Genomic DNA, 26,439 nt, shown 5'->3' with positions numbered 1-26,439 from the left:
AAGGATTGAAATGGATAGCACAAATGCTTATTGATAAGCAATTTCTGGATTCCAATATGTAGTATCCCAGCCCGAATTGGAACGTTGGTCCACACGGAAGGATAATTCGTCTCCAAAAGTGACAGGCACATTGATATCATGCCAAAATCCAGTGGTATTGTTGTAAACAATCGTTTGCCAGCTGCCGGATGGCCAGATCATTGCATTATTTTTCCAAATACTCACGTTGACGCCATCCCCGCCCCCGGTATCATTTTTACGAACCAGACCAGTAATTTTTACGGTACCAGATTTTGGCGCATTCCATGCGAGTATCGGCTGGCTATTATCGGGATGAATATAGATGTTACCGCCACCATTCCATATGGCGTCATAGCTACCCGAACCGCGCCAATGATTGGATCCGTCCGGATTCCAGCTCATCAAACTTGTACCTATACCAGCTTGCCAGTATTTATAATACCATCTGCGTGTTCCCTGTGCAGTGGAAAAATCGGTCGATGCATTATATACATCACTATTAACTGTACCCGATGGACTGATGATCTTGACCGCATTTGCATACTGATTCAGCGTCAGATGACTATCCTTAAAATCCTTTATATAATTGCCATTTATCTTCACATTCTCGAAGGTTACTCCTTCGATGCGATGGCTATCATTCCAGCCAACCAGCTTAACTTCGTTGCTGCCTCCGGAGGTAGATGTAATATTCTTATAGAGAATGTTTGTCATTGCTCCGGGCCAGCTCCAGTTTCCTGTCAATGAACCGAAATAAAATGTTTCATCCATCTGTACATTTATTAATCGTTTTGCTTTTTCCACACGGATGTCTTCAAAGGTTATATCATTAAAATAGGTGCCATGTAGGGCAAAAATATTGATGGCGGAGCGATCAGGAAGCACATCTGGATGATTTTTGTCGTCGTAATTGTATAAAATATCGATGTTTTGAAACTTAATGTTCTGAAAATAGGCCGCACGTGTCTCCGCACCGATACCGATTGTATTATTTGCGTCAGCCCACAATTGCGCATTTTTATAGATAATATTGTATACAGGTAGGGAATTGGCCGGAATTTGATCCGACATTCCTTTGATGGCAACTGCATCATCAGCAGAATGGATAAAGGATTTATCAAAAGTAATATCGTGGCTGCTATTGATATTGAACCCATCGGAACTGGCAAAATATGGGCTGACAGCCTTATAATTTGATACGTTGACGAATGAACAATTATGCATGGCAGCAGTCCAGCTTCCGATGTTTCGATTGACAATGATATCTTTCACAGTTGAGTTACTTACTGTCCCTAATGCTAGGGCAATATCATCTGTCGGACTGTTGTAATCGTTAAGCAGAATGCCCCTACCCCTTATTGTCACATTTGATGCATTATCTATTTTTACTCTTCCTCTAATAACTGCTCCGCCGGCGATATATAATGTTTTTCCGGAACTCAAGGTCAACGGTGGCTGCGAGCTCAGATCGTAATATCCCGGAGCATAATACAGTACATTCGGGTCGGTGGTAGATGGAATATTACTTTCCAGCTCCTGTGCAAATAAATGCAGCACCTTTCCCTGGTAGTTGTTGTCCAATACCAGTGATATATTGGTCGGCTGAGAGAGGGTGAAAGTAATTGTGTTGCCGGATCTCACCCCTGTGATGCCTAATGACGCAGGAACTAATTTGAATGTACTAAAGCCGCTGGAGGGAGTGATTGATACCGAAACTGTGCCGCTGAAATCGAAGTAACCATAACTTACACTATTTCCCCAACTGTTATTTCCAGCATGATAGAGGCCGATTGCATTCCCGCCCGCGCTGACTGTATAGGCCGCGGATCTATACTGATTTGGCAGACTGCTGGGCAAAGGATAGGTTGTTACTGCTGTACTTAAACTGGCGCGCGTGCTGTGGTTTTCTGATTTCAACAACGCAGCTTCTTCTTTTGAAGGTGTTATTTTGTCGCATGCGACAAAACATAGCCATACAAATGGCAAAATAAATAATTTCATAGTTGATCTATAAGTGGTTAATTGTTAGGTTAAGATAGGAATCTCTGCGAAAAATTGACACCAACTGATCAATTATTGAACAAAAGTGTAGCACTATAAACTTTAATAGTGATATTAGATTGACGTCTCCCAAAAAATCTGACCTCCACTAATTTTTGATTAAATTTTTATAGCGTTATGGACGGAGGCTTCGATTTAAAAATTTCATGCAATTAGTATCAAATAATCTCATTGAATTATTTTTCTGTTACAGTTTGCGTTACAGTCTCGGTGGAAGGAAAAACTGCTATTATGTGACGTCGGGATTAATCTTCCAGGAAAACTTTTTACAGTTAACAAGGTTTTCAGATTCAAATGATTCTATCCAATCATATTTTCCATCCTCATCTTGATATAAAACTAAATTATCAGCTTTAATATCCTCAATGATTGAAGATAATTCTGCGACGCAAGCTCCTAAATCATCTAACCCATAACATGGAATATGATTATGAATATCTGTTTTTCCATTTGGATCTTCAATTCCAATAGTGATTTCAGTATTATATGTTGCAATCCAAATTGAAAATATTCCGGATTCACTTTTCAATTCACAATCAAAAGATCCGTCATCATGAAATTTTATTGTCTGAGTAAACTGTGGATAATTTCCTTCCAGAAACTTAAGTATTAATTTCGAAAATTCTATTTGTTCCATTTAGCAACTGATTTATAACAATTTCAGATAACTCTTAAATATACGCAATTTGCCAAATTGGAAAGCTAGTTTCAAAGTCAAACATTACTTGTGATAATCCAGATGTAATAATTAAATGTCTCTCTACTGCATATAAATTTCAGATATATCATATAGAATGCTTTCATTCATCACCGTTTTTAGATAGACTTTTTTTTCGCTGGCAAAAATTCCAGTCGGGCTGATTACCACTTTAACCTCGCCTGCATGTACATCGAAATCTAAGGCATTATCCCGTCCCTGTGGCAAATCTATAAAGTTTCCTTTGTCTCCTACCCGGACCATCAATCTTCCAGAAATGCTGGAGGTGGACGAACAATAAAGTGATAACACGGTCTTCTTTTGTGATAAGTTACTTCTTAAGTTTTCCTTCTCCATTTCAAATTCCTCCCGGGTAATCAGGTCTGAGTCGAGCAAACTCTTAAGTTTAAATAATTCATCTGTAAAGGACTTGCCTCTTGCTTCTAAGACCCTGTCAGTTTGCTTTTTCGTATTGGATAGTAATTCTGTTTCAAATTTAACCTGATCGTCTGATTTAGATACCAGTGTGAATATGAGTCCAATAACCGGAGATAGGAATAATGAAAGAAAGAATGCTCCTGCAAAACCTATATTCCTATTGGCACCGATAGCACCTACTGCTAACGAAAAGATAATCCATCCCAAAAATATATCCATTGTCTATGTGTCTACAATAACCTTTGACAAAGGTAAAGCTGATTTAGGATGAAATTATACGGGAAACCGTATGTAATCGGCAAATCAGAATACACAACTTTTGGCAAATAAGAGTGCAGCAAAAATGGCACTAATAAATACATAGTTCATCTTTTGGAACACGGAGTTCCAAAAGAAAAAACAAGCTTTGTTTTAGTATAAAGACAAAGTTATTATGAACTATTATTTAAGTAAATTTATGACCTATCATGAGGTTCACAGAATGCACCGGGAAGGCAATTCGATCCGCAGGATCTCCTATCATCTCGGTCTGAACTGGCGCACCGTAAAAAAGCTTCTGTCCAAAGATGACCGAAGTTACCAAAAAGAACTGGAAGCCCCCTCTTCCAAGAAAAAGTTACTGGATCCCTACCGTGATTTCGTAAGGGAAAAACTGGAGCTGTACAACTACACCTCGGCAGCCAAGATGTGTGACTGGCTCAAAGAGTATGATTCCAACTTCCCTCAGGTCAGCGCCAGGACTGTTTTTAACTTGGTACAGGGTATCCGCATGGAGTACAATATTCCCAAAGAAACCACCGGCCGTGATTTTCAGATGCCCCCCGAACTTCCCTATGGTAACCAAGCCCAGGTAGACTTTGGCTTTTATAACATGACCACTTCTTCAACCAGATCTATGAATCGACTTCCATTATCGTAACCGCCAATAAGAAGCCGACAGAATGGGCCAAGATGCTCGAAGACGAGGTTATTGCAACGGCACTTTTAGACCGGATATTGTTCCGCTGTGAAATCATAAATCTAACAGGAGAGAGCTATAGAATGGAGAATAGAAAAACGTTCTTGGACAAGTAAATTTTATAGCATACTTTTGAACTGGATTGTGTATTTATTAGTGCCAAAAGTGCTGCAAGCCAAGTTGCCAATTATGCTGTATTCTTAATTGCCATTTACACATGTATCCGGTAGGGAATAAATTATCACTTAGATGTAAATAAAATGAAAAATATAATAAGTGTAATTCTGGTATCATTACTGTTTACTGCTTGCGCAACAAAAAGCAAAATTTATAGTTATGGAGCAAGCTACACATTCTGGTATACAACTACCTTTAAGGAGGCAGAAGAATATTATAAAAAAGATTCTGTTACTGTTTCAGGACGTGTAATTCAACCGAATGATATCACTCAAGTAGTATCTGTGAACTTTAGAAGCGCAGGTCAATCTATATATGAGAAGGATAAGACAGCTTATTGCGATAGAAAAGGCAAATTTTCTATAAAACTAAAAAGAAGTAGTTATGATATTTTTGTGAGCAGCCCGTCAATATCGACTGGATTCTTTATTGATAAATTAGGCTTATTAGGCGATAGTGTAATAATCGAGATCTATCCTCAAAAACAGGTAATGAGTAGATTTTTCACCTATGAATAGTAATTACAACTATGGCAATGCAATCCAAATAGCTGAATTCACTGGGAACGCCAACGACGATGAGTTATGTCTTCATTAAAACTTTAGTTCTTAGACTATTGACTTCTGCCATCGCTATTACTGCGATTCATCTATTTGGAAAGAGTAATAAAGATCCATTCAATAAAAACTACTATGGATTTTGCTGGAGTCGCTGGTGCAACAATAAATCCGTTAAAGTTCAATCCAACACAGGATGTAATTAATATGAAAAAAATAATAAAATATCTAATCCCTGTACTTCTAATAATTGTAGTATTTAATTTGAATCCATTGAGACCTCTTTTTGATTGGCTCATAGATACATACCATTACAAATTCGCAAATAGCTCCGGTGACTTCTATATAAGAGCGACTAGTGCTGAAAACTTCGAAGGGATAGAGGAACGTTGGCATGAGTATTTGAAAAAGGGCAATGTAAATTCTAATGATACTACGTTATACCGATTATTTCCGATGAATCCTTTTGCTTTTTGGAGATATTACAATTATTTTAATCCTATTTATAAATTACCTTATAAAAATATAGAAGAAATACCCAAACTGAAATCTGATTAGCATAAACTATTGAACAATACATCGTAAACATAACAGTAGGTAATGGGATCTAAGTAAAATTTATAATATGGTCAAAAAAAGCATTTTAAAACATATCATTTTCAGGGTATCAATTACCTTGCTCATCATTTTAATTTCAATCAATTGTTTTATAGCTGCTAGCTATTATTTTATAAAAAAAATAGATCTGCTTTATTTTTTTCCAACTCCAACTATTTTGCAAAAAACTATACTACATAGTCCAAACGCTCCATTTTGATTTAACTGCAGAAGGGTTAATTTGATTGACTTTCTGATAAAATACATGGAAATTCTTATTCCAAATCGTATAATTATGCGTAAATCTGAAGACAATTTTATTATTATCTATTGTCTGGAGGATGACTTGCCAAACATGATGATTCGTAATTATTACAGCAGTTTTGCTTACATTCAACAGAAACCGCCAAACAAATACCAGCAGAAATATTCTAAGATAAATCCTGTGGTATGCAAACTTTATCTATTGTCATAATAATGTGTGCGACGGTAATAATGAATGGTCGAATTAAATTTCTTCATCCTATTATTATAGTCTTTTCTAAACAGCAACGCTATAATTACAATGATCAAGAACAATGATGAATAGAAAAACAATATATCGTAGAGCATAGATCCTTCCAAATAAAAAGAATCATCTGCCAGAAAAAACGTTTGCTGCTCAGGATTTTGTGGATGGTAAAACAATACATATTCCTTATCAGCTATTTTTCTGTTTACTCTGTCAAACAGTTCAGCCCGCATTTCTTCAAAACGTCGCTGGCTCATAATAGGTAAAAATGCATAGTGCTTTTCAGCCTTATCTAATTTCCGCGAGTACAGCTGTCCATTGGCAGCATATCGGTATTCGATATCTACATACGTGTATTTTGTCTTTCCTCTATGTATTTTAGTTTCAAAGTTTATGATATAGGGTGCTGTTGCAGCCCAGCTCGGATGAGTCAATGCAAACTCTTTGCGCTCCAAAGATGGACTTACAGAAAAAACGGAAATTGTCAAAGCATAAACAGCTGCCAACAGAACAACAAACACAATCCTCTTGCCACCTTGCGTTGTCATGCGTTTTCCATTCACATCACATCGGACTTCCACCCGGGCATACCGGTTAGCTACTTTGCTAAGGATTAATTTTTGCAAAAGCAAATAAAGCAAGGAAGAGCATACTAGCGCATAAATAAAATAACGGTAACTGTTGCCCCAGAAAACGATGGCAAAGATAAAGGCCGCGGCCAACGACCATTCAAGAAATTTCCTAATTGATTTCATAAGAATTTATTTAGAATTAAGGACTATGCATAGCAATAACTTCTTTGTCTTATTTCATTGACAGTTATGTTAATTAATTTTTTTCCATTTTTATGTCGGTTAATCTCTAAATTCCCAAAATAAAAATACAGTATTCGGCAATACCTATGTCCTCCAATTTAAAATCCGTGAACAGAAAATTAAGATTCGCTGAAAAATGCCACATTTAGTGTCTTGATAACTTCGACCGTCCTAGTGTGGAATATCATTTTTTGCGCAAACGTATTGTTTCGTAGTTACTGCATCTTCTTCTCATAGCTGGTAGAGCGACTGCCAAAAGAATCTACATAGCTCGCTCCTATATCGAAGACATTGGTGCCGATAACAACATGGGCAGCATTGGAAGTTTGGAATTGGTCGTGGTTACTATCATGGCATGCTACTTTTCAATCGGGCAAGGTTAATACCCAAGCCTAATATACATTATTTATTTTGAATTAATATTTTTGTGAATATTAACTTTCAAGATTATTACAAACTTGTAAGGCTAAGCTAGTGGTTTATAATAAAGGTTGGTTACGGGAAACCGTACCCTTATTAAATCTATGTTTAAAAAGCTGGACATGTGTATATTACCAATCGTATTTTAAGCCTTTTACATGATAATGTTTTACTCCCGTGCAAACTAAGTCAGCATCGTTAAAGACAGCTAAATTATAGCCTCCGACTTTCATCGCACTTCGATATTCTACCGCATGGAATCCTAATGACTTAATATACTCACAAAGATATTGAGTAGGCAGATAATCAAGGTTTACATCTTGCTTCCGAACTGGTTTTGACAGCTCTTCTTCAAGTTTTAATAAATAAGATCGAACCAACATAAACTCTTCGATATCAAACCCTCGATCCTGAATTTCAAATGGTCCATAGTCTTCAATATTTTTTAATGAAATGATCTGTAAAGGGGCTATTAATGTAAAACGGCCGATACTAATGGACTCATGCAAAGAAACTCGCGTTTCATAAAAGGTCGTCTCCTCACTTTCAGAGATGTATAGATACGGAATGCCAACTGGATTGGCCCTGCCTGGTGTTGTAAACTGCTTGGGTGGTTTACCCAGCTCATCGATCTCAAGTGGGCGATCGCTGATTCTTGCCCTGTAAAAATGCGTTCCTGCAGGATAGGTTTTTGCAAATCGGCTAAAGGTGGATTCCAGCAGCTCTAAATCTAAGGTATTGGTTATAAAAAATCGGTTCTCCTCTTTTATCTCGGATGCAAATTTCTCCCATTGCATCCGATGGGAATCGTCGTTAGCTTCTCCATTGAGGTAGATCTGCAACTCTACTGGTTCCTCAAATAATGACTCCTTGAATCCTACCCAACCCCGACCAATCTGGTTGAGTAACTGTTTTACATCTTTGGATTTTAATTTGTTGCTATCGAACAATTTAGGCCAATAGCAGATTAAATGTTCATGCATTGAAACCGGCCTGTCATCTTTGAGGGATAATGCAGCTGTTGGATGATTGATATAAAGTTCGAAAAGTGCATCAAAGATATCAGATAGTTCCTCACAGGCTATAACAAAAACATCTTTGCTCTCACAAAAATCACAAAGTCCCTTTCCATTGGATTCCGCTTCGATCCTATTCCGCAACCCTTGGTCTGCGAAACAGTTTACACAACAATTCATAGCTTTGAGATTAGGAAATTAACCCTTGGATCAATTCGATGTGGTGCATGATGGAAAGCTTTTTGACAACACCCAAACCCGAAAAAGATTGCTGCTGGTAATGTCTGCGAAACTCTCTTAATGCTATTGTGTCGGGGATATTCTTTTCGTCAACAAATTGTATTAAATCCTCTAAGGCTTCAAAATACTTCCTCGCCGGATCGGATGCATCATCATTTGATTTAGATACAAAGTGTGCAATACGGATATCTTCATCTCCTTCCAATTTATAGGTTAGATGTATGGCGACCGCATAAGCAGGACCTCCGCCCTCACTGTAAGAACTTCCGATAGTTTGGTAATCTGAAAAAGCGATGCATCCCTCATCGGGAAAGTAAAGGTAATCAGTAGAAAATACTTCTTCTTTTATCGCAATGTAGTCCGTATTCTTAGTAAGTTTATTGAAATTATCACTCAATAACGCTCTGTTATCATACTTCCGCTTAAGACCAAAAAGATTGTTTATATGAATGGTATTATAAAGACAGGCTGTATTCTTTGTGAAATCGCTTAAAGATTGAATATCATTCGTTTTATTAAGATGAACCAATGCATAACCGCTATCGGAAAAGCCTCTTTGCCTAATGCTTTCTTGCGCAAAGAAGCTATCACGATCCGTCTTAATTAAATAGGTCGGTATAATGGATGTGACACCTAGATCTTTAAGTTCTTCAATTAAAGTAAAAATGGATTCACTATCACCTTTTAATTCTCCATGCTCAGCATTTACCACCAACTGTACACGGATTTCAGCCCCGCTTAAAGCTTTAAGCGCTGTCTTTAGTGACGAGACATTCTTCTTTACAGGTTCAATGATAGGAATGATCCGCTCTGGATTTAATGGAAGTCCTACAAGTTCACGTAATGCAATTAACTCAAATTGCTTACCTCGAAGATAAGGGAAATACATAAGCACTTTATAATAATAGGTTCTTACTTAGATTATTAATCATAGTAAGATACGACTTTTTATTGTATTTCGCCTGATAAAAAGAGAAGTTGACGAATGAAGGTACATCACCAAGAGTCAAATATAAATTAGTTTGTCGATCGATACGGCTTTTTAGGATATGGCAATACATCGCTTGGACTTCCTCAATTGGCAGCTCCGCTAATATTTCCAAACATGCCCGATAATAAAATACAGGTGTAACATCTGGTAGAAATCCTACCAGTTCTTTTACAAGCCGGCTATACTCAGGTTTTCGCAAGGACGACATCATATAGCTGGCATCAAGAGATGCAGTGTATTTGACCGCAGGCCGATGTTCAGACACCTTTCCTTCTTCTGTATAAATCAATATGCCTACGTAAGCAGGAAGTATTCGTAGATATTTGTTTAGCAAGGAAATGTGCGTAAATAGATAAACCTCGGTAAAAGCTCTATAATAGTCGTTCAGCTGACTTTCTAAGCGTTCAGGAGAATCAAGCTCCGTCTTGATTTCAAAAACTTTATTTGTCCCGTTGACTAAAACAGTATCAGCAATGGACTGCCCTACCCGAAACTCGTTGAGCAGTATGGTGTCGTCTAGCGAATAATGCTTCAGGACATATTCATTGAGCAACTTATTTTTATAGATATATTCGTGCCTGTAATTCTGCTCCAGAATCTGATAAGAATATGCGATCAGATCTCCTAATTGCGTGGGTTTATCTCCAGTCATCTCATACCAGCCCACATACTTTTTCATCTTCCTAATATAAGAAGACTGATTGGTGCTGCTTGAAAGCTTCTTGAATGACGCATGGGACACCAAAGAAGCCAATTCTCGCAATTTCGCTTTGTCGTATGTGAGATCGGATTGCATATAGCAAATTTAAAAACTTATCGCGACTTAACGAAAATGATAAGTGGTGATATACATAAGCCAATTCTTTTTTTTCCTTCTGGAGCAACAATTTTCAGTTGGGTAGTGGCACTAACCAGTTCATTATTTTCCTTTTTTAAGCCTGGTCGGCTATGGTGGGCCGTGAACATATTCAATTGCGAGAAATTTTCATTTTGATAGACGGTCCTGCTTTCCATTTTTCCAAAACAAAAAATCCTCCATCTTTTGGCGGACCATGAATTTCAATCGTCATGTAGCGCATATAAGATTAATAAAGAAAGATTCGGGCGGCCTTCTCCTATTTTCAGCTATCCATAAAATTACATATATTGGATTTGAAATAAAGGCTATTCATATTTAACCAATATTTTATGGGCAACATATTTGACGAGGAAAAGTTATACCCTTATGAAGGGGCAATAAAAGAGCATTTCAAAGATCATTATGACAGTGTTTTCATCGCATTCCTCCCCTTCTTTCAACTTGACAGAAAGGAAACTGATAAAGCTAATCTAAAAAAGGCTAAGCTACTATCGCATGAAGAAGCGCTGAAGGAAATTGATTTATTAAAAAACCTTCCCGAGGCGAATAGGGAAATCTATAGTTACGACAATGACCGATACCCTGCCGATGAAGACATTTTTCGGAAGGGCAAATCAATACTTTGGGAAAATATCGTGAAAGGTTCTGGTCTTGCAGGTTATGCGGAACTCAATACAGCCCTACGAACTTCAATAGGTGCCTTAAACCGAAATTTTACGAGACCGGACCTCATGGAAAAGCTTGACAATTATACGGATAGCGAAAGTATCTACCATCCGACCGAAGGTGCCTTTGGCATGCTTTCAAAGATGGCTATCTATAAAGCGTTCAAACTCCTGGGAAAGAGCCTGATCATGATAACCGACGAGTTTTATGAAAACACCACAACCATGGATCTTGATCGATTAACGGAATATGAATTCTGTGATGAGATCGGCGGCAAAGATTATTACTTATATTCGGCTGATAAAGAAATTCTGTTTACCATTGAGTGGGATAGCTTCTTCTTTCTCATCGCAACGGATCATAAAAAAATGGATCAACTTATCGCTAGCGATTTGTTTGAGGGTTTTCTCTGTAATGACAAGATAGAACATTATTGGGAATACACGGTTGAGATATAAAATAAGAATTATATCCTGAAACAAATTTAGTATAATATAGTACAACAGTCATATATGAAAACAGAAACCCAGGAAAAATTTGACAGAATCATAAAAGAAAGTTTTATTGAAATCTTAAAACCGCTTGGTTTTAAAAAGAAGGCCAACAACTTTTATCTGCCGCTTGATAAAATCGGTCACATCATAAATATTCAAAAAAGTTACTATAGCACCAAAGACGATATCCGTTTCACCATAAATGTCGGGATATTTTCACCCGAGTATTGGTTAGCGCGCTTTAACTATAGTAACAAAGATGTTCCGGCATTTCCCACTGAACCTGAATGTATGATAAGAGAAAGAATTGGCTGTATGAGAGGTCTACCTGATACTTGGTATAATATAACAACGACAACAGATGTTGAAGAACTAATTGTCGAAATGAAATACAATATTTCAAGCTTTATTTTACCATTCTTGGAAAAATTAAACACCGAACAAAAGCTTATCAACGAACTGGAAACTTCCGAACATACCTTACTGCACACCGCCGCTAAAATGACATTTTTCGCAGAGCTAAAGCTCCTGGATAAAGCCAGAACTGAATACAGGAAAATATCAAAAGAAAATTATAATCAATATCAAATAGCAAGACTCAAAGAATATGCAGAAAAGCAGGGTTTAATTTAATAATAAAGGGATTATCCAATTACATTTGAGATAACTATAGGGTTAATTTATATATGTCCAAAGGTTACGTAAAAGCAAATTCAGTCTACTCTTTGGATTAATTAGCATCGATATGAATCATTTGGAGCCTGCACCATTATGGACATTAGTAGCTAACATAAAACGGGAAATTAGCTATGGTGAAGGGAAACGACAAACCCGTATCGGTACGAAATAGTTTAGTCCTGGAGCCAAAGTATATATTATCGATTGGTTCGCAGGGATGACCAAAGATATTACGGTAATTGGATTGGCCCGAGACACAAAAAGGTTAATTACGATTGTAATCCGGGCGGAATGGGTTGAACAGCTCCGCGTCAAACTTTGCTACAATGCTAAAGTTTGTTCAAAAATAAAGACTTACTTTGATAAGGAGGAAGCTGGGATGCAGCGATATACTAAGCAATTTATAAATGAAATGTTTATCGGTATCCCACAATGGAATGAATCGGAGTCAAAGTAATGTATGGATAATATAATTTAACAGTCGCAAATGGACGAGCTTGATGATTTTACGATTGGATTGCACTCAGGGGGCCAATCAATTTCAATTACAGTAATTGGATTATTAGTTATTGATGCGGCTAGCAACTGGGATAAGAATTGGTTAAGGACTAAAATCTCAGTGCGGGCTGGCGCTTTCGGTGGCACCTACGATGCAGACCTAACAACATTTGACTTTGAGAATTTTAAACAGGATCTGAATTCGCTATATGAAAATTTAAATTCCGAGATTGAATTTAAAGATTTGGAAGGTTATTTATGTATGAAAATTAAAGGGAATGGGCTAGGTAACATCAATGCTGAAATAAGCTGATGATGCTGGAATCAACGCTGCTACGTTGAATTTCGAACTTAATTTTGACCAGACTTATATCAAGCCAATCGTTCAGAAGTTAAATAACATTATAAATAAATATCCGGTTTTATACTAATTGTTGTATAGTTAATACCCAAGTCCAATAACAGAAAGCCTCCCTCGATCTATTTATTTATCTAAAATAAAATATCCCCCATCCTTTGGCGCACCGCGAAATTCAATTAACATATTTTATCGGAGTAGCTTAAGATAAAGTTCAACAGTGGAATGACCTCTACCGATAGCAATGGCAAGTTGCTTTGCATTCATACCAGGTATAGCGCTTATAAGAGTAATAAGTTTGCTAAGAACACCATTTACGCCCTCACTTACACCATCTATAACAATATCATTTACACCCTCGCTTACACCCTCACCTATTCCAAGCCCTGGAAACTCAAGTACAAGATGATCGCCGTCTTCTTTCCAATTAGGATCTGCTAGGCCATAAGTCTTACAATCCTTCACCATCCGTTGTGTTCCACTACCTAGCATTTCAATTAGATCATGTACAAAACATATACGGGCAATGTCCGGATTACGCAAAATGGAAGTATGCTCTCTTTTAAGATCTGCAATACGTAGTCCTTCTGGAAGCGTACCCGTATTGGAAACAACCATGCGATTCGAATAAATAGAAATGTGTACGGTACTGGAAACTTTGGTATAGTCCCTATGTACCAGCGCAACGAAAGTTGAACCTTGAACAAATGCCCAATAGAATTAGAAATTGCCAATACAATGTTGTATGCAGTTTTTATTCTTCAATTAAATCAAAGGAATTTATTATAATGTTTTTAGCTCCAATTTCGTTAATAGTATCCAACAACGCGAAAAATGTTTCGGATGTTGAAGTGCCAAAGTCTACTGTGAAAATCGTTGATTTTTCCGAAATACTGGGAATAGATACATTATGTATAGCCTCAAGCAAATCTAATTCATTAGTAGATTCATCATTGTTCTCTTTCAGAGCTGTAGTAGTCCAACTTTTTAACCACTCAAATTCTGCAAATTTTGTATCCAAAATAAATTCAACTCCGTGCCAAAATATAGGGTGTAATTCGATATTTAAATTTTTATATACAAAATTTATAGGCTGATGATTTGAAAATGTATCTGGGTATAATTCTTCGATACCATAATTTCCATCATTATTTGACAAAAAATCAGGTCTTGTTAAATTAAATAATAAGGTTTCTTCATCAGAACTTAATTTTAGTAATATTTCTTTTGCACCATTACCTCTGTTTCCATAAAAGGAAATTAATTGATTGATGTAGGTATTTCTATGATGATTAATTATTTCTTCAAGAGTCATAAAATATAGGGAAGTCTTTTTAAAATTGCATACAACGGTTTGGGCTTTTGTCGTCAAAGCTCAATTTTTAGTTCTTTTGCTAAATCTCTGACATACTCTTTGTGTGCTGATTTCGCTGGTTGAATGCTGTGATAATAATCTTTGAATAATTTAGAACCTTTCGCTTTATCGTCAAACCATACAATTAGTGCTATGTCCAACTTTGCTCTTGGTGTAGCGTCATACGGCAAATGTCCATTATTAGAAATTATTTTTTCTTTCGTTTCTAAACCTGAAAACCACTTAAATGCTATCGTTTCAATTCCTTCAATAATTTCTTGTGTGATTTTATTGTTGTCGTCGGTAATAGTCCACCAATAGTCTTGTCCTGTTAATAAGGTTCCAAGCCTGTCCCTGATTTGGCAATCATATTCCTTGTAATACTTTTTGTTTTCTGTCGGTGATTGAAATTTGTAAAGGCTTTCGATACATACTCCAAGATTTACAACAAACTTTCCGTATAAATTCTCCCGTAACCCCGGTATTTCATACCCCTGACCAATGGGATATTGTCCACTTTGTAAATTGATTACCTGAATTATTCCATCGTCAAGCCGTCTGTTAAACATCCTACCGTTTTTTTTAAAGCCGACTGGTTTTAGTTTAGCATAAATATCTTTCTCAACTATGTCAAGTTGAGTTTTAAAATCTGTCCGTGTTACTGATTGTTCAGTTTCACTTTTGGATTTGTCTTGTCGTTTAAAAATATCAAGTAGTCCCAATTTTATTCTTTCTGTTTGTTACGGAGTGTCTGTTTAGCCTGACCGCTAATTCTTAAATATACGCAATTCACCAAATTAACAAATAGATTTTATGGAGAATGCTACAAATGTTCCACCTCTAAATTGTCTTTGAAATGGCGTTCTGCTCCCTCCCTCTTGTTGATGGTAAGTTAACGCATCTTCGTAAGTATAGTCTCGAGAAAAGCCGTCATCGGCTTCTGCATTCCCATATCCACCAACGGATCAACAACATTCCATCTTCCGATTTCGGAATCATAGAATCGTGTTCCGTAATCCTACTGGTCACCACAACTTTTTCGTAGTCTGTCTGACTGGCTTCCTGTATTGCCTTTGAAAAGTGTATTCATTACTTTTCGTTATCTTCTATCCTATGAGGTTTAAAATCAAAAAATGAGCTGTTAAAATAGAAACCTCATTTTGCTTTAATTTTATCTCTATGCTTTAGATCAAAACAATGGGAGCTTGGCCCTAACATTTATATTTGCTTTATGGGGTATATAATGGCTTGGAGGGATTCTCCTATATTCAACTCAAATTGGTGCCGATGACAACTTTAGCTAAGGTATTGGTTTGATTGAAACGGGATTTATAGGGATACTGCATCTCCTGAAGGTTTGCCATTTCGCATTCATAAAAGGCCCGGCAGTCCTCCCCTGCTTCTATCTGCTTTTAAAGGTCTTTACCGTCCCCGATAAGATCGAGCACAACACCACAATAGTTGGAACGGAATTCAGACATATCCTTTCAATTGGCCACTGTATCCACACGACAATAAGTATATACATCATGGTTAAGGGCGCTGGCGAGCGGAAAGAGAATAAGAAAACCGCCTGCTGTCGACTCACTCGGCACGACTAAATCCCCATGATTATCTAGTGCAAAGCAAATAGTTTGGGTAAAGAATCTATTGACCAATACATAGATGTCAAGGTCTGTATTTCTGAAAGAAACAAAGTTTTGCGGTTCGGACTTGACTTTCCTCGTCCTTTCACGCACGACGTTTCCCAAGGTATCAATTAGTTTGAAATGGATTTTATTTTTTTTGGTGAGCTCCAATGAAGTTTTGTAAAGATAGTGCAGACTATCAGTTTTATAATAATTAGGTTCAATATAGTTCCATAGACAATATTCATTATAGGCTGCACTCTTCTCCTGGCTGCCATGATTATGGCCTATTATCTTCTGGGGATAATTATCAAAGATGTATGTCTTCTTCATTTCTACCTTCGAAACGCTATGTGCCGCAGCAGTTTGGGCCAAATACTTGGGCGATATGGAAGTGCAAGAGATACACGAAAAAATAAATACCACCGAAAATAGTGCAATGGCTAGCGTGCGCATATTGTGATGTTTGTTGATTTCTTTCATAAGCTCTTTTTTGCAGAAATAAATTGTTGGACACTCCTTCGTCAATTGGATATTCTGTTAAAACTCCTGTTAACTTATGTCTATTTATCCATATAACTAAACTTTAAGTTGTTTCTAAACATTAGGTAAGCCCCTCAATAAATTCTGAAAAGGTTTTATTTTTAAAAACAGCTTCTTCATTTGACATTCCAATAAATGGTATTTCATAAATATCACTTGTGCTTTTTTTAACTGCATAGGCTGTACCACCACCATTGGAACCAAAAATAAAAAAATCAGGAGCATATTCGTCAACGTTATAATCTCTATTAAGTTGTATCATATCCGTTAAAGCCCATAAAACTATATAGTTCTCATCTGAACTGATATCTGCACCATTTGAATCCTTAAAAAATTCAATAAATCCCTCTGGAAGCTTAAAATCGATCTGTTTCAAAAAATTTTCAACTTCTTGCTTTATTGGGGCTATGTTTCTATCAATCGTTGCCATCGTTTTATTGTTTAGTATATCTCATTAAATCATTCCAAAATTAGTGTATCGCGAATGCTGAGCATAATTAACCAGGTTGTACAGCATTTACCGCTTTGGCACTCATCCCACTTCAATGTCATACGACCGGTAGTGATGAACGGAAAAAGTTGGACGAAAGATTGGAGGTGCAAAACTGATAAAATTAACCGGAAAATCTGGCATGTTGAACAATTCGACCTGGACTCTTTTCGATCTGCTCAAAATCTTCTATTTTTCTACAATTATTAAAAATAACCTTTTCGATGAATTCACACTGGTTTACCTCCTTTACAGATCGTAAGTTTCTTCCATAGTCGATACGAAGTGTTCTTAGATTTTTGAGCTTCTCGATACCTTCCAAACTTTGCACATTAGTATGATGGATCAATATTTCTTCCACATTTGGAAAAGCATCCACGATCCATTCAATGGATCTGCTTGTAGGGTTGAAATACCATAATGTAATATGCTTTACAGAATTACTGTGATTTTCGAATTTAATGCTCTTATTAAAATCCAAAATATGGATTTCCTCTAGCATACTATATTTGCCTAAATCGATGGTTCCCTTTGTCGATTTCCCACTGCAGTAGAGTTGTCTTACCTCCAGTAAGTTCTTAGGCAGCTCAATATCCAGTAAGGATTCTGAGAAGCTAATTTTTTGAAATTGAAGGCGCTTCAACTGTTCAAACAAACGATTATCAAAAACCTTATCCTTATAACGATCTATTACTAATGTTTTTAAATTTCTTTTATTGAACGGCAAGCTTACATCATACAATTCAGCAAGATACTCATTATAGCCTGGAGCATCATTACGTCGTAGGTATCTTTCAAATTCATTCCAGTTTTCTGGTTTATAACGCTCCACGATAGCCATCATATCTTCTAAGCTACTGATTGATACATACTCTTCTCCTTTAAATTTACAAAGAAACAACTGATGCATATGTTGCTGTTTTATTAGCTCTAAACTTACCAAATTTCCATTGAAATAAGTGTGATGGCTTAAACATTTCCTGCATCTTCTTCTCATAGCTGGTGGAGCGACGGTCAAAGAAATCCACATAGCTCGCTGCTATATCGCTAAAGACAGTGGTGCCGATGACAACATTGGTTACTATTGGATCATTATATCGTGAAATCCCCCTCCCTTCGATGGAATTGGTCGTGGTTACTATCATGGCTTTACTCTTTTCAATCGGGCAAGGTTAATATCCAAACCTATTATACATTATTTATGCTGAATGAATATGTTTGTCAATATTAACTATCTAGATTATTACACACTTTGTAAGGCTAAGCTAGTGGTTTATAAAAAAGATTGGTTACGGGAAACCGTAGTTGCTATTACACTTCCAAAATTAAAATCTAACACAGATTATTAGTTTATTCAGTCAAAGGAGTTATAAAGTTTACTGATTTTTCACGATATTTATATTTATAACTTAAAAAGATAAGTTGTATACAGCCATTATGCTCCTATTTATGATAAATGTTGCACAAAATATAACCAATATCTTGTCTGATTATGAAAATAATCACTTTACAAGTGAGCATGTCTTGGATTGGGTAAGTCAATTTAATGCACCCGATCAAGGTTTTGTATTGGAAGAACTTCAAAATATTTTTCAAAAAACATATTATTCCAAGGCCAAATGCGCACAAATTTTAAAACTTTATATTGAGCAATGGATTAAAGTTTTTAAGTACCCCGACGTGCCCACTTTTATTGCGGAAACTGTGTTTCTTAAACTCCAACCAGATCATAAAAGTCAGTGTGAATTGTTGAACTTATTGGACGAAATCTTAGTTAAATTCTATAATTGTAATTTAGGCTCATCAGGACTAGTCGCCAAACAATACATCTATTTAGATGATGTACTTTCAACTGGTCAAACTATTGGTAGAAACTTCAATGAATGGTTTAACTTATCAAATGAGTTCGACAAAACGAAAACTAACTTTCATTACCTCAAAGATAAGCAAATCAAAATTCATGTATGCCTGCTGTGTGGTCACTCTTGGGGTATTTATAATACCAAATATGGATTAATCAAAAATATTGGCATTGAAGTCGAAGCTATTCTCCACATCCAGGCGTACTATATAATTGAAAATAATATTAAACAATATAACCCAAAACTCAACAACATGATTCCCGTTGATAATCAAGACCCTGTAATACATGAGTATTTGAATTCTCTTAAGGCTGTTAGCAAATCGGAACATGCGTTTCGTCTGTCTACTCAACCCCATGAAGAAAATTTATTTTCTTCTACTGTTGCCAGAAATAGATTAGAAATCTTATTTTTGACAAAAGGCATCGAAATCCTTTCCAGAGTAGGAGAATTAAGAGTAGAGCAAATCCGACCTTTAGGTTATACTGTGAAATCACATAAAACATTTGGCCTTGGAACGTTGTTCTTCACATATAGAAATATTCCCAATAATTCTCCTATAGTATTTTGGTGGGGAAATAATAATTGGAGACCGTTATTCGTTTTAAAAAATAGAGGAGTGCGATAATGTCAATGGAATCAAATAAATATAATACTTATCACATCGATAGTGTGGTTATGTTTTCTAAAACAAATGAAGAGTTTGGGGAATTATCAAATATGTCTTCCAAATTTCCTCTTTTTATTAATGATATCATTATTCCAAGTAGTGAGGCCCTCTATCAAGCCATGAGATATTCTTTATTTCCAAAGGCCCAAAATGAGATCTTAATTCAGAAAAGCCCTATGACGGCTAAAATGATCAGCAAAAAATATCTTTATTATACGAGACAAGACTGGGATTTGATTAAATTAAAGATAATGCGATGGGTTTTAGAAGTGAAGCTCTCTCAACATTGGAATAAATTATCTCCAATTCTAAAGGAAACAGCAGGTAAGTCAATTGTAGAATTATCTCATAAGGATCAATATTGGGGTGTAAAGAATATGGGAAATGGTGATCTTGTCGGAAGCAATTACCTTGGTAGGCTTTGGATGGATCTCCGCGAAAAATATGTTCTCAAAGATCAAAAGCTAGAATGTGTCGATCCGTTAAAAATAGCTGGTTTCAGATTATATGATTTTGAGATTGACACCATCTGCAATGAGGGTCATTTTTTAAGTGATGAAGAGGATCAGCTGTATTTGTTTGCCTGATTTTAGGTAAGGATACTTTCAAAAAGGCTACCCTTGTTTTATCAACTAAGCTGTTTTGAAATTAGGACTTTACTACTTTATTTATCATTAATTCCAAGTCAAAGGATTCTTCTTCAATCCATAATTCTCCTTGTATAAGCTCATGAATAAGTAATAATTCTTGTTTAGAAAAGCTCTCTATAGATAGCCCAGAAAAATTCTTTTTCAGGTTCCAATGACTATAATGATATTCTATATATGTACTAATTTTCTTTTGAGGTTCAGGATATAGAAGCTTTATATTTGCACCCAGTTTCTTTAACTTTTGTTTTATCCTATTGTATATTTCTAATCCTGCTAATGTAGCTTCTACTGATATAATGGATTCAATATCTCATGCTTTTGTAAATCCACTTGCTTATTCTACAGCGAAACCCAGGTCAACATCGGAATCTATATGTTTAGCTTCAACTTAATTAAGCCAATTATTGTGATGAAAAGCCAATGCACTCAATGCAATTTAAGAGTTTTCTATTTTTTTCTTATGGCTTTTAATATTCTTAAAACGTTAGATAAAAAGTGGAAGAAGCTTTCCTGAAATATGGAATTTTACTATATTAATCTCCATAACAAACTAGATATTTTACTTTTTTAATACAGACAATGACAGATAAGGTAATTACGGTTTCGAGTTATGGTATAGCATTACTTTCCGAAAATGTAGTAAACGCATTTTTAAAGGAAAATAAAATCAGGAGCAAAAAAATCCTAAAACTTTTTCAGGAAAATCAAACATTATATCTCGATTCACTAGCCAAAGGAGTTTGGATTCCAATTTTACCGATAGATTCAACCAAGTACAGCATTAAAATTTCAAACCTTGGCGAAGCTTTTGGGGATGAATGGGAAAAGAATGTGGAAGAACAAGGTTTCAACCTGAATGTCGAAGATAGTTTATGGATTGCCAGTATAGGTCTTCTATCCGATCTTGCTAAAGAGAGTTTTAATGCGGAAAACATTTCCTATGAAACTTTGGATGGCAATAAGCTTTATCAGGGTTTCAAGTTCCACTACCCTTCCGGAAAATACACGGTTAAGATCGAAGGCTACAGACGAACCATTGAAAGAGAATTCCCTGAGCCGAACTACGGCTATTTATTTACATTAGACCATGTTGAAGAATTTCAAGGATATAAAGATCCCCGCCAGGATGACAAGTATTTTTTTAATGTTGCGCAGATTAAATAGACTGCATTTTTCAAATTTTTAATTGACTAATATTAAATGCAAAGTGATACTTTTAAAGCGATAAAACTGACTGCAAATGGCCGACAAAATCGAACAATTTTTTAATGCGTATTTGACCAGAGATGTAAGTTCAGTTTACACAGAGGATGTTCCAAAAGAAATGATGGCATCCGAGGTAAACGAAGATGGCTGGTATGAATGGAAACTTATCCCCGGATCATTGACTGATGATGATTATAAAAAGCTCGAATCAGAATTTGGTGCTTCGTTGCCTGTTAGCTTTATTGAATGGCATAAGCGTTATTTCTTTGCTGAGTGTGACTGTTCAATAGCCAGACTTCCTCACTCCTTGCCTGCCCAACCGCTAGCGGAAATAATATCCAATCTTGACTCGTACATCGCTGAACAACTTATCCCCCTTGGCCTGATTCCTTTTGCGAGTGAAGGCAATGATACTGGACCACTGGTATTTGATACGAGAGGCTCCGTCGAAAAAAATGATTATGCGATCAGAGTGTATGACCACGAATATGATGGCGAGCTTGAGGGATTGAGCGATATTATCTTTTCGTCATTCAACAAGATGTTGGCATGCTTAACTCATTTCCTAAACGAAACTAATACAAGAAAACATTTTGAAGTAATCGCTGACTTTTATACTATCGATCCAGACGGAGCTGGGTCTACTGGTCGGTCATATTGGGATGGTTGGATAGAAATGGGCCGGGCCAACTTTGAAGAATTTGGATATTAAAGTCAAAATCCATCAAATGAACCTGTAAAAAATAATATGAAAAAAACTCTTTTGGTATTGGATCTGGACGAGACATTGCTGTACGCTACAAAAGAAAAGCTGATACAGCAGGAAGACTTTGTTGTGGGAGCATATAATGTATATGTCCGTCCAAATTTAGACTATTTTTTATCACGGGTTGCGCAAGATTTTAAACTGGCCATTTGGAGCTCCGCGGATGATGCATATGTGGAAGAGCTCGTTGGTAAAATAAAACCGGTCGCTGTCGATTTTGAGTTTATCTGGGGGCGATCTCGCACGACAAAAAAACGGAAAAGTGTAACTGATGAATACTATTACGTAAAAAGGTTATCCAAAGTAAAACGGAAGGGCTTCCTATTGGAAAGCACGCTTATAATAGATGACACCGCTGAAAAATCAATGTTGAACTATGGCAACGCAATCCAAATCGCTGAATTCACAGGGAACGCCAACGACGATGAGTTACTCCTATTGGCATCTTATTTAGAGAAATTTAAAAATGTTGAAAATGTGCGACAAATTGACAAAAGAAATTGGAGGAATCAAGAGAGGTCTAGTTAATTTAGGAATATGACGATTAACTTAAAATTTTATAACTTAAGGCGAAATTTTATTTTTGTGGTCGCAAAATGGATCTGGACATTTAACCGCTAAAATAAGTACTAAATAAGGATTGTTATACTATATTAGAAATTCGAATGAATATACAGCCTTTGCTCCTACAAGACATACCTTTTACTAGACGGATTCAGCCCCAAGGATGGGGAGATATAACTGTATCACTGATGGAATATTGCCTTCAATCTTTTTGTGAACCTGTCAAAGTTGTCGAGCAAAACAAAATTATCGGTATTGGTGCTTTGATTTTACATAAAAATTCGGCTTGGTTAGCGCACATCATTGTTGACGAATCCTACCGTGGTAGAGGAATTGGCTATCAGATTGTAAAATATCTAGTAGATTCGGCAACTAATAAGGGGGCATTGTCCATAAATCTGATCGCAACAGATCTAGGAGCTCCGGTTTATAAAAAAGCTGGCTTTCGAGTAGTGAGTTCTTATCATTTTCTGAAAAGAGAGCAAAACTGGTTACCGAAAACTTTAGCTGGGCAATTGAAGCCTGCCAAACCTGCATTTTATCAACAAATTATTAAACTGGATCAGGAGATAACTGGTGAGAATCGACAGTCGTTGATCAAAAGTCATCTTAAACAGGCCATAGTTTTTGAACAAGACGAGCTGGTTGAAGGTTATTATCTTCCAAAGCTTGGGCATGGACCGATTTATGCTAAGACTGAACAAGCAGGCTTAGGATTAATGGCACTTAAATATTCCACAATAGATTCAGCTGTTTTACCAAAGGATAACACCATCGGCCTTCAATTTTTGTCTGGGATTGGTTTTGAAACACAAAATACAACTGCTATAAGAATGACTTTAGGAGAGGATTTAATGTGGCAGCCAAAACTAATCTTCAGTAGAATTGGCGGTAATTATGGTTAATTTAAACGTGTAATTCATAAAGTTATTGAAAGGAAAAATGAAGTAAAGAAATTATGATTTTATGTATGGCCCAAAAGTAAGACGGACAATTCAGCGGATTTCTTAAAATTCTAATTGATAACAGTTGTTATAATTTTATTAGTTAATACTAACCCTTTTTTATACTTTTATTGTTAATATTTAGAAAAATGGTCGTGCAGTTTTAACGATGAAAAGTATTGGAAATGCAATGGATAGCTACAATCAGGTTGTCGCGGATTACACCACCTATGGAATGCTTCGAAAGTTCTTTAAGGAAATAGGTCATCCTGTAGAGTCATGAATTAGACAAGGAAAATTATTCCATATGCACAAAAGAACAATAGCAATATTTATAATGGTCGTGGTGCTATTTTCATGTACTTCGAAGAATAAAGTTCCAGGTAATACTAACGACTTTATTGTACCAACATCCGAATTTGATCTGACAGATACCATACCGAAAATAACCATTAAGGACACATCACTGGCATTCCCACAGTTGTTTGAGGGCAGTTTCGTGAAGGGTACAAAAGTAGCGCAATTTGGCACGGAGATAACTTTTGAAAAGATAGCTGTAGGAAATCTAAAAGTATCATCGGGCAAGATTATCGCAACCGATCCTGTTACGTTAAATTATGCGATAGCTTTTAGCGAAAATTTTCCTGTTGGTGAGTTCCCAGTCGAATTGGCAATGGCAAATATCAACGCCAATAAGGATCGAAGGATCGCATTTGCACGAATAAAATTCTCAGATAAGCCTATCCGTAAATGGGAGTTTGCGTTATTACCGGGACGGACTCCAATTCCCATCAAATCCAAAGAAATATATGGATATGGAGTAGATGCAGGACTAGGTCTCTTCGTCGATCAAGTAGCAAGGAATAGCTTAAATGATATTCTTGATAAAAATTGGGACAATATATTCTCCGAAAAATTCAAGGATTATTTAAATTATGATTTTCAAAATCACAATGCTGTCTTTTTCTCCACGGGGTATGGAGATGGTTTTTATGCTACTTACATCGGAAGAGACAGTGACGGTAAGATCTGTCAGCTGTTGACTGACTTTGATATTGTACTGTGGCGGAATGTTGCAAGGTAGCATTCATACCTGTCAAGAATCTTCAAAACTTCTAACCTCATCCTTACTAAGCCATCGAAAGGTGGCTGGCTCATCTGATAGTATCTCAATTGCATTGTCTAAATTGTAAATAACAAAATGTTCGATATTTTTCCTTTCTAAAATGTCATAACTTCCCTCAATGATTGAGTTTAGATAACTCGAAGAAGTGGATCGGGCAAAACCTCTAAAATCTGCATTATCGTTAACCATTTTCATTAAGGCCAAGTCTACCGTGACTTTATAGGAAAGAAAATACTCAAATTTTATCTCAACTATTTGTGTATGGTCAACCAAACTCTTCAACAGGATAATTATCTCATAATACTCCACATTCATTTTATAAAAAAATAGATCTTGTGGCAGGGGTAAATCAATTTCCCAATTTTCGTATTTATCTATCATTTCCAAAAATAACTTAAGTAATTATTTATCTTATTTCGGTTTCTCAAATCGATTAATTCCATCCTATTCCAATCGACCAAAATCATTTCACATTCTTCACCTAAACTATATAAAACTGACTTGATCAATTCAAATTTTTCTACCGAAATTTCCGCTAATGAAACTAGCGTGCTAATCGAAATCCAAATGTGTTTGACGAACTCCCCTTCTGTTTCAAAGAAAAGAGTGAAGTTTGAGAAACCATACGCTTTAGTCTGTCCTGTTGTGCAGTCAATAATTTTATCGCAATTATAATCTATGTGCGTTGCTCTTTCAAATCCAAAACCTTTTAATAGCCACGTTAAATACTCTTCTCGGATTTCTTTTGAAATGGTGGTTATAGGCATTTCTCCATGTTCAAATATTTCAGTAAATCCAAAATCCGTTCGTGACGCTTCAGAAAGTGGTTTTATTTCTGCGATCGATTTTAATACATATGCTGTATTTTCTAATGGAACAATTACAACTTGACAATAATCGTCTTCCCAGAGAAGTGGTAAATAACCGTCTGCCTCAAGGTTCCTTCTTGCTGTTGTCTTTCGTTTAAATATTTTGAAAAAGTCTAATAATTTCATTCAAACGTATTTGTTAGTTATTTTTATATTTGATATTATCAATTGCAAACTCCTTTAATTCTTTTAAAAACGAAAGTCTATTGGCCATTTCCCTATTGTCAAACCGAAAATAAGCAATTTCAAATGTTTTAAGTTTTGCTAGGTTTTCAATTCCTGATAAATCGTCAAGGCTTACTTTTTTGTTACTTTCTGTTGTTGATGCAAAGAGCGATAAGTGTTCAAGGTTTTCGAACTTATCAATCCCATTCAAACTTTTAAGATTTGATGTATAAGTTAACGAAAGGTTTTTAATTCTAGATTTTGTAGCGTTTGGCAAGAAATTGAAGTCTGCTACTTTGTTTAGACTTAAAAGACAAAGCGTGTTCAAATTCGTTAGCTCGTCTAAGCGGTTAAATGAAAAGTCAGCTTTTTTGACATGTGAAATGAATAAATGTGTCAAATTTGGAAACAATGAAATTAAATCCAGATCATTTTGTTTGATGTTCCAAATATGTAAATGGCTAACATTTATTAAATTATCCTTATACTTTTTTAATGCATCAAGATTTTTACTATCAATCTTATAGTTATTGATGGTGATAAACTTCAG

32 protein-coding genes and 1 pseudogene are annotated in these 26,439 nt (G+C 36.0%); 15 read left to right on the top strand and 18 right to left on the bottom strand.

Translation table 11 applies throughout. The features are described 5' to 3' along the window. Nucleotides 1-27: 27 nt before the first annotated feature. The 3 genes from DCO56_RS12195 to DCO56_RS12185 all read right to left on the bottom strand — a co-directional run bounded on the left by DCO56_RS12195 (nt 28) and on the right by DCO56_RS12185 (nt 3,436). On the bottom strand, nt 28-2,022 hold the full coding sequence (locus DCO56_RS12195; protein WP_108634052.1) for a glycosyl hydrolase family 28 protein: 1,995 nt from the start codon (nt 2,020-2,022) through the stop codon (nt 28-30). 289 nt (nt 2,023-2,311) lie between these two features. Continuing rightward, nucleotides 2,312-2,719 carry a hypothetical protein gene (locus DCO56_RS12190; RefSeq protein ID WP_108634051.1) on the bottom strand — a complete coding sequence of 136 codons (408 nt, stop codon included), beginning with the start codon at nt 2,717-2,719 and terminating at the stop codon, nt 2,312-2,314. Nucleotides 2,720-2,842: 123 nt separating this feature from the next. Beyond that, nucleotides 2,843-3,436, bottom strand: a complete 594-nt coding sequence (locus tag DCO56_RS12185) for an SHOCT domain-containing protein (protein WP_108634050.1) — start codon at nt 3,434-3,436, stop codon at nt 2,843-2,845. A gap of 214 nt (nt 3,437-3,650) precedes the next feature. On the opposite strand from DCO56_RS12185, the gene DCO56_RS12180 reads away from it, so the two are divergent. The 4 genes from DCO56_RS12180 (at nt 3,651) to DCO56_RS12165 (ending at nt 5,467) form a co-directional block, all read left to right on the top strand. Next, the gene (locus DCO56_RS12180) at nt 3,651-4,136 is read left to right on the top strand and encodes a hypothetical protein (RefSeq protein WP_108634049.1); all 486 of its coding nucleotides are present in this window, start codon (nt 3,651-3,653) and stop codon (nt 4,134-4,136) included. Next, nucleotides 4,109-4,291: an ATP-binding protein gene (locus tag DCO56_RS12175; protein WP_108634048.1), complete on the top strand. Its 183-nt coding sequence runs from the start codon at nt 4,109-4,111 to the stop codon at nt 4,289-4,291. Before DCO56_RS12180 ends, DCO56_RS12175 begins: the two co-directional genes overlap by 28 nt. A gap of 144 nt (nt 4,292-4,435) precedes the next feature. After that, the gene (locus tag DCO56_RS12170) at nt 4,436-4,870 is read left to right on the top strand and encodes a hypothetical protein (RefSeq protein WP_108634047.1); all 435 of its coding nucleotides are present in this window, start codon (nt 4,436-4,438) and stop codon (nt 4,868-4,870) included. Between the two features lie 174 nt (nt 4,871-5,044). Next, a complete protein-coding gene (locus DCO56_RS12165; RefSeq protein WP_108634046.1) occupies nt 5,045-5,467 on the top strand; it encodes a hypothetical protein in 423 nt (140 codons plus the stop codon). Between the two features lie 498 nt (nt 5,468-5,965). Here DCO56_RS12165 and DCO56_RS12155 read toward each other — a convergent pair whose 3' ends face one another. The 4 genes from DCO56_RS12155 to DCO56_RS12140 form a co-directional block, all read right to left on the bottom strand. Next, the gene (locus DCO56_RS12155) at nt 5,966-6,772 is read right to left on the bottom strand and encodes a hypothetical protein (RefSeq protein ID WP_108634044.1); all 807 of its coding nucleotides are present in this window, start codon (nt 6,770-6,772) and stop codon (nt 5,966-5,968) included. 611 nt (nt 6,773-7,383) lie between these two features. After that, nucleotides 7,384-8,448 carry an RES family NAD+ phosphorylase gene (locus DCO56_RS12150; protein ID WP_108634043.1) on the bottom strand — a complete coding sequence of 355 codons (1,065 nt, stop codon included), beginning with the start codon at nt 8,446-8,448 and terminating at the stop codon, nt 7,384-7,386. Nucleotides 8,449-8,458: 10 nt separating this feature from the next. Then, nucleotides 8,459-9,397, bottom strand: a complete 939-nt coding sequence (locus tag DCO56_RS12145; protein ID WP_108634042.1) for a sce7725 family protein — start codon at nt 9,395-9,397, stop codon at nt 8,459-8,461. A gap of 7 nt (nt 9,398-9,404) precedes the next feature. Beyond that, nucleotides 9,405-10,295, bottom strand: coding sequence for a sce7726 family protein (locus tag DCO56_RS12140; protein ID WP_108634041.1), 891 nt, complete (start codon nt 10,293-10,295; stop codon nt 9,405-9,407). A 392-nt stretch (nt 10,296-10,687) separates the two neighbouring features. Between DCO56_RS12140 and DCO56_RS12135 the strand changes: the two genes are divergently transcribed. From DCO56_RS12135 to DCO56_RS12120, 4 genes are all read left to right on the top strand, one after another. Then, nucleotides 10,688-11,482: a DUF2711 family protein gene (locus DCO56_RS12135; RefSeq protein ID WP_108634040.1), complete on the top strand. Its 795-nt coding sequence runs from the start codon at nt 10,688-10,690 to the stop codon at nt 11,480-11,482. A 54-nt stretch (nt 11,483-11,536) separates the two neighbouring features. Then, the gene (locus DCO56_RS12130) at nt 11,537-12,151 is read left to right on the top strand and encodes a DUF4304 domain-containing protein (protein WP_108634039.1); all 615 of its coding nucleotides are present in this window, start codon (nt 11,537-11,539) and stop codon (nt 12,149-12,151) included. A 262-nt stretch (nt 12,152-12,413) separates the two neighbouring features. Further along, nucleotides 12,414-12,653 (top strand): hypothetical protein, encoded by a 240-nt coding sequence (locus DCO56_RS12125; protein WP_108634038.1) that lies wholly within the window; start codon nt 12,414-12,416, stop codon nt 12,651-12,653. 30 nt (nt 12,654-12,683) lie between these two features. Next, entirely contained in the window at nt 12,684-13,007 is a 324-nt protein-coding gene (locus DCO56_RS12120; protein WP_108634037.1) for a WapI family immunity protein, read from the top strand. Between the two features lie 234 nt (nt 13,008-13,241). Here the strand turns inward: DCO56_RS12120 and DCO56_RS12115 are convergent, their stop codons facing one another. The 8 genes and pseudogenes from DCO56_RS12115 to DCO56_RS12085 all read right to left on the bottom strand — a co-directional run bounded on the left by DCO56_RS12115 (nt 13,242) and on the right by DCO56_RS12085 (nt 18,212). Beyond that, nucleotides 13,242-13,691 (bottom strand): ATP-binding protein, encoded by a 450-nt coding sequence (locus DCO56_RS12115; RefSeq protein ID WP_281259385.1) that lies wholly within the window; start codon nt 13,689-13,691, stop codon nt 13,242-13,244. Between the two features lie 115 nt (nt 13,692-13,806). Then, a complete protein-coding gene (locus DCO56_RS12110; protein ID WP_108634035.1) occupies nt 13,807-14,367 on the bottom strand; it encodes a hypothetical protein in 561 nt (186 codons plus the stop codon). Between the two features lie 53 nt (nt 14,368-14,420). Next, nucleotides 14,421-15,128, bottom strand: coding sequence for a DUF4304 domain-containing protein (locus DCO56_RS12105; RefSeq protein ID WP_108634034.1), 708 nt, complete (start codon nt 15,126-15,128; stop codon nt 14,421-14,423). Between the two features lie 765 nt (nt 15,129-15,893). Next, nucleotides 15,894-16,517, bottom strand: a complete 624-nt coding sequence (locus DCO56_RS12100; RefSeq protein WP_108634033.1) for a hypothetical protein — start codon at nt 16,515-16,517, stop codon at nt 15,894-15,896. Between the two features lie 40 nt (nt 16,518-16,557). Beyond that, a pseudogene (locus DCO56_RS30170) lies at nt 16,558-16,605 on the bottom strand (hypothetical protein); the annotation flags it as partial. Nucleotides 16,606-16,638: 33 nt separating this feature from the next. Then, nucleotides 16,639-17,007, bottom strand: coding sequence for an SMI1/KNR4 family protein (locus DCO56_RS12095; protein WP_108634032.1), 369 nt, complete (start codon nt 17,005-17,007; stop codon nt 16,639-16,641). A gap of 184 nt (nt 17,008-17,191) precedes the next feature. After that, complete coding sequence (locus tag DCO56_RS12090; protein ID WP_108634031.1) at nt 17,192-17,977, bottom strand: hypothetical protein; 786 nt, start codon at nt 17,975-17,977, stop codon at nt 17,192-17,194. Then, nucleotides 17,955-18,212, bottom strand: coding sequence for a heavy metal-binding domain-containing protein (locus tag DCO56_RS12085; RefSeq protein ID WP_108634030.1), 258 nt, complete (start codon nt 18,210-18,212; stop codon nt 17,955-17,957). Before DCO56_RS12085 ends, DCO56_RS12090 begins: the two co-directional genes overlap by 23 nt. Nucleotides 18,213-18,516: 304 nt before the next feature. On the opposite strand from DCO56_RS12085, the gene DCO56_RS12080 reads away from it, so the two are divergent. From DCO56_RS12080 to DCO56_RS12050, 7 genes are all read left to right on the top strand, one after another. Beyond that, complete coding sequence (locus tag DCO56_RS12080; RefSeq protein ID WP_146191043.1) at nt 18,517-19,557, top strand: phosphoribosyltransferase-like anti-phage protein; 1,041 nt, start codon at nt 18,517-18,519, stop codon at nt 19,555-19,557. A gap of 5 nt (nt 19,558-19,562) precedes the next feature. Next, nucleotides 19,563-20,186, top strand: coding sequence for a riboflavin biosynthesis intermediates N-glycosidase (locus DCO56_RS12075; protein ID WP_219929380.1), 624 nt, complete (start codon nt 19,563-19,565; stop codon nt 20,184-20,186). 642 nt (nt 20,187-20,828) lie between these two features. After that, the gene (locus tag DCO56_RS12070; protein WP_108634027.1) at nt 20,829-21,413 is read left to right on the top strand and encodes a hypothetical protein; all 585 of its coding nucleotides are present in this window, start codon (nt 20,829-20,831) and stop codon (nt 21,411-21,413) included. Between the two features lie 76 nt (nt 21,414-21,489). Further along, a complete protein-coding gene (locus tag DCO56_RS12065) occupies nt 21,490-22,167 on the top strand; it encodes an SMI1/KNR4 family protein (RefSeq protein ID WP_108634026.1) in 678 nt (225 codons plus the stop codon). A 36-nt stretch (nt 22,168-22,203) separates the two neighbouring features. Then, nucleotides 22,204-22,749, top strand: a complete 546-nt coding sequence (locus tag DCO56_RS12060; RefSeq protein ID WP_108634025.1) for an HAD family hydrolase — start codon at nt 22,204-22,206, stop codon at nt 22,747-22,749. 224 nt (nt 22,750-22,973) lie between these two features. Further along, nucleotides 22,974-23,690 carry a GNAT family N-acetyltransferase gene (locus tag DCO56_RS12055; RefSeq protein ID WP_181390531.1) on the top strand — a complete coding sequence of 239 codons (717 nt, stop codon included), beginning with the start codon at nt 22,974-22,976 and terminating at the stop codon, nt 23,688-23,690. A 346-nt stretch (nt 23,691-24,036) separates the two neighbouring features. Then, nucleotides 24,037-24,813 (top strand): DUF4241 domain-containing protein, encoded by a 777-nt coding sequence (locus tag DCO56_RS12050; RefSeq protein ID WP_108634023.1) that lies wholly within the window; start codon nt 24,037-24,039, stop codon nt 24,811-24,813. Between the two features lie 12 nt (nt 24,814-24,825). On the opposite strand, the gene DCO56_RS12045 is transcribed toward DCO56_RS12050, so the two are convergent. The 3 genes from DCO56_RS12045 to DCO56_RS29555 all read right to left on the bottom strand — a co-directional run. Next, on the bottom strand, nt 24,826-25,236 hold the full coding sequence (locus DCO56_RS12045; protein ID WP_108634022.1) for a hypothetical protein: 411 nt from the start codon (nt 25,234-25,236) through the stop codon (nt 24,826-24,828). Further along, a complete protein-coding gene (locus DCO56_RS12040) occupies nt 25,233-25,850 on the bottom strand; it encodes a hypothetical protein (protein ID WP_219929379.1) in 618 nt (205 codons plus the stop codon). The genes DCO56_RS12045 and DCO56_RS12040 overlap by 4 nt, the downstream gene beginning before the upstream one ends. 13 nt (nt 25,851-25,863) lie before the next feature. Continuing rightward, on the bottom strand, nt 25,864-26,439 hold a 576-nt coding region (locus DCO56_RS29555), incomplete at its 5' end, for a hypothetical protein (RefSeq protein WP_219929378.1).

The organism is Sphingobacterium athyrii, from assembly GCF_003071065.1.
GTDB lineage: Bacteria > Bacteroidota > Bacteroidia > Sphingobacteriales > Sphingobacteriaceae > Sphingobacterium > Sphingobacterium athyrii.
This window is presented reverse-complemented; position numbering and strand designations above follow the sequence as displayed.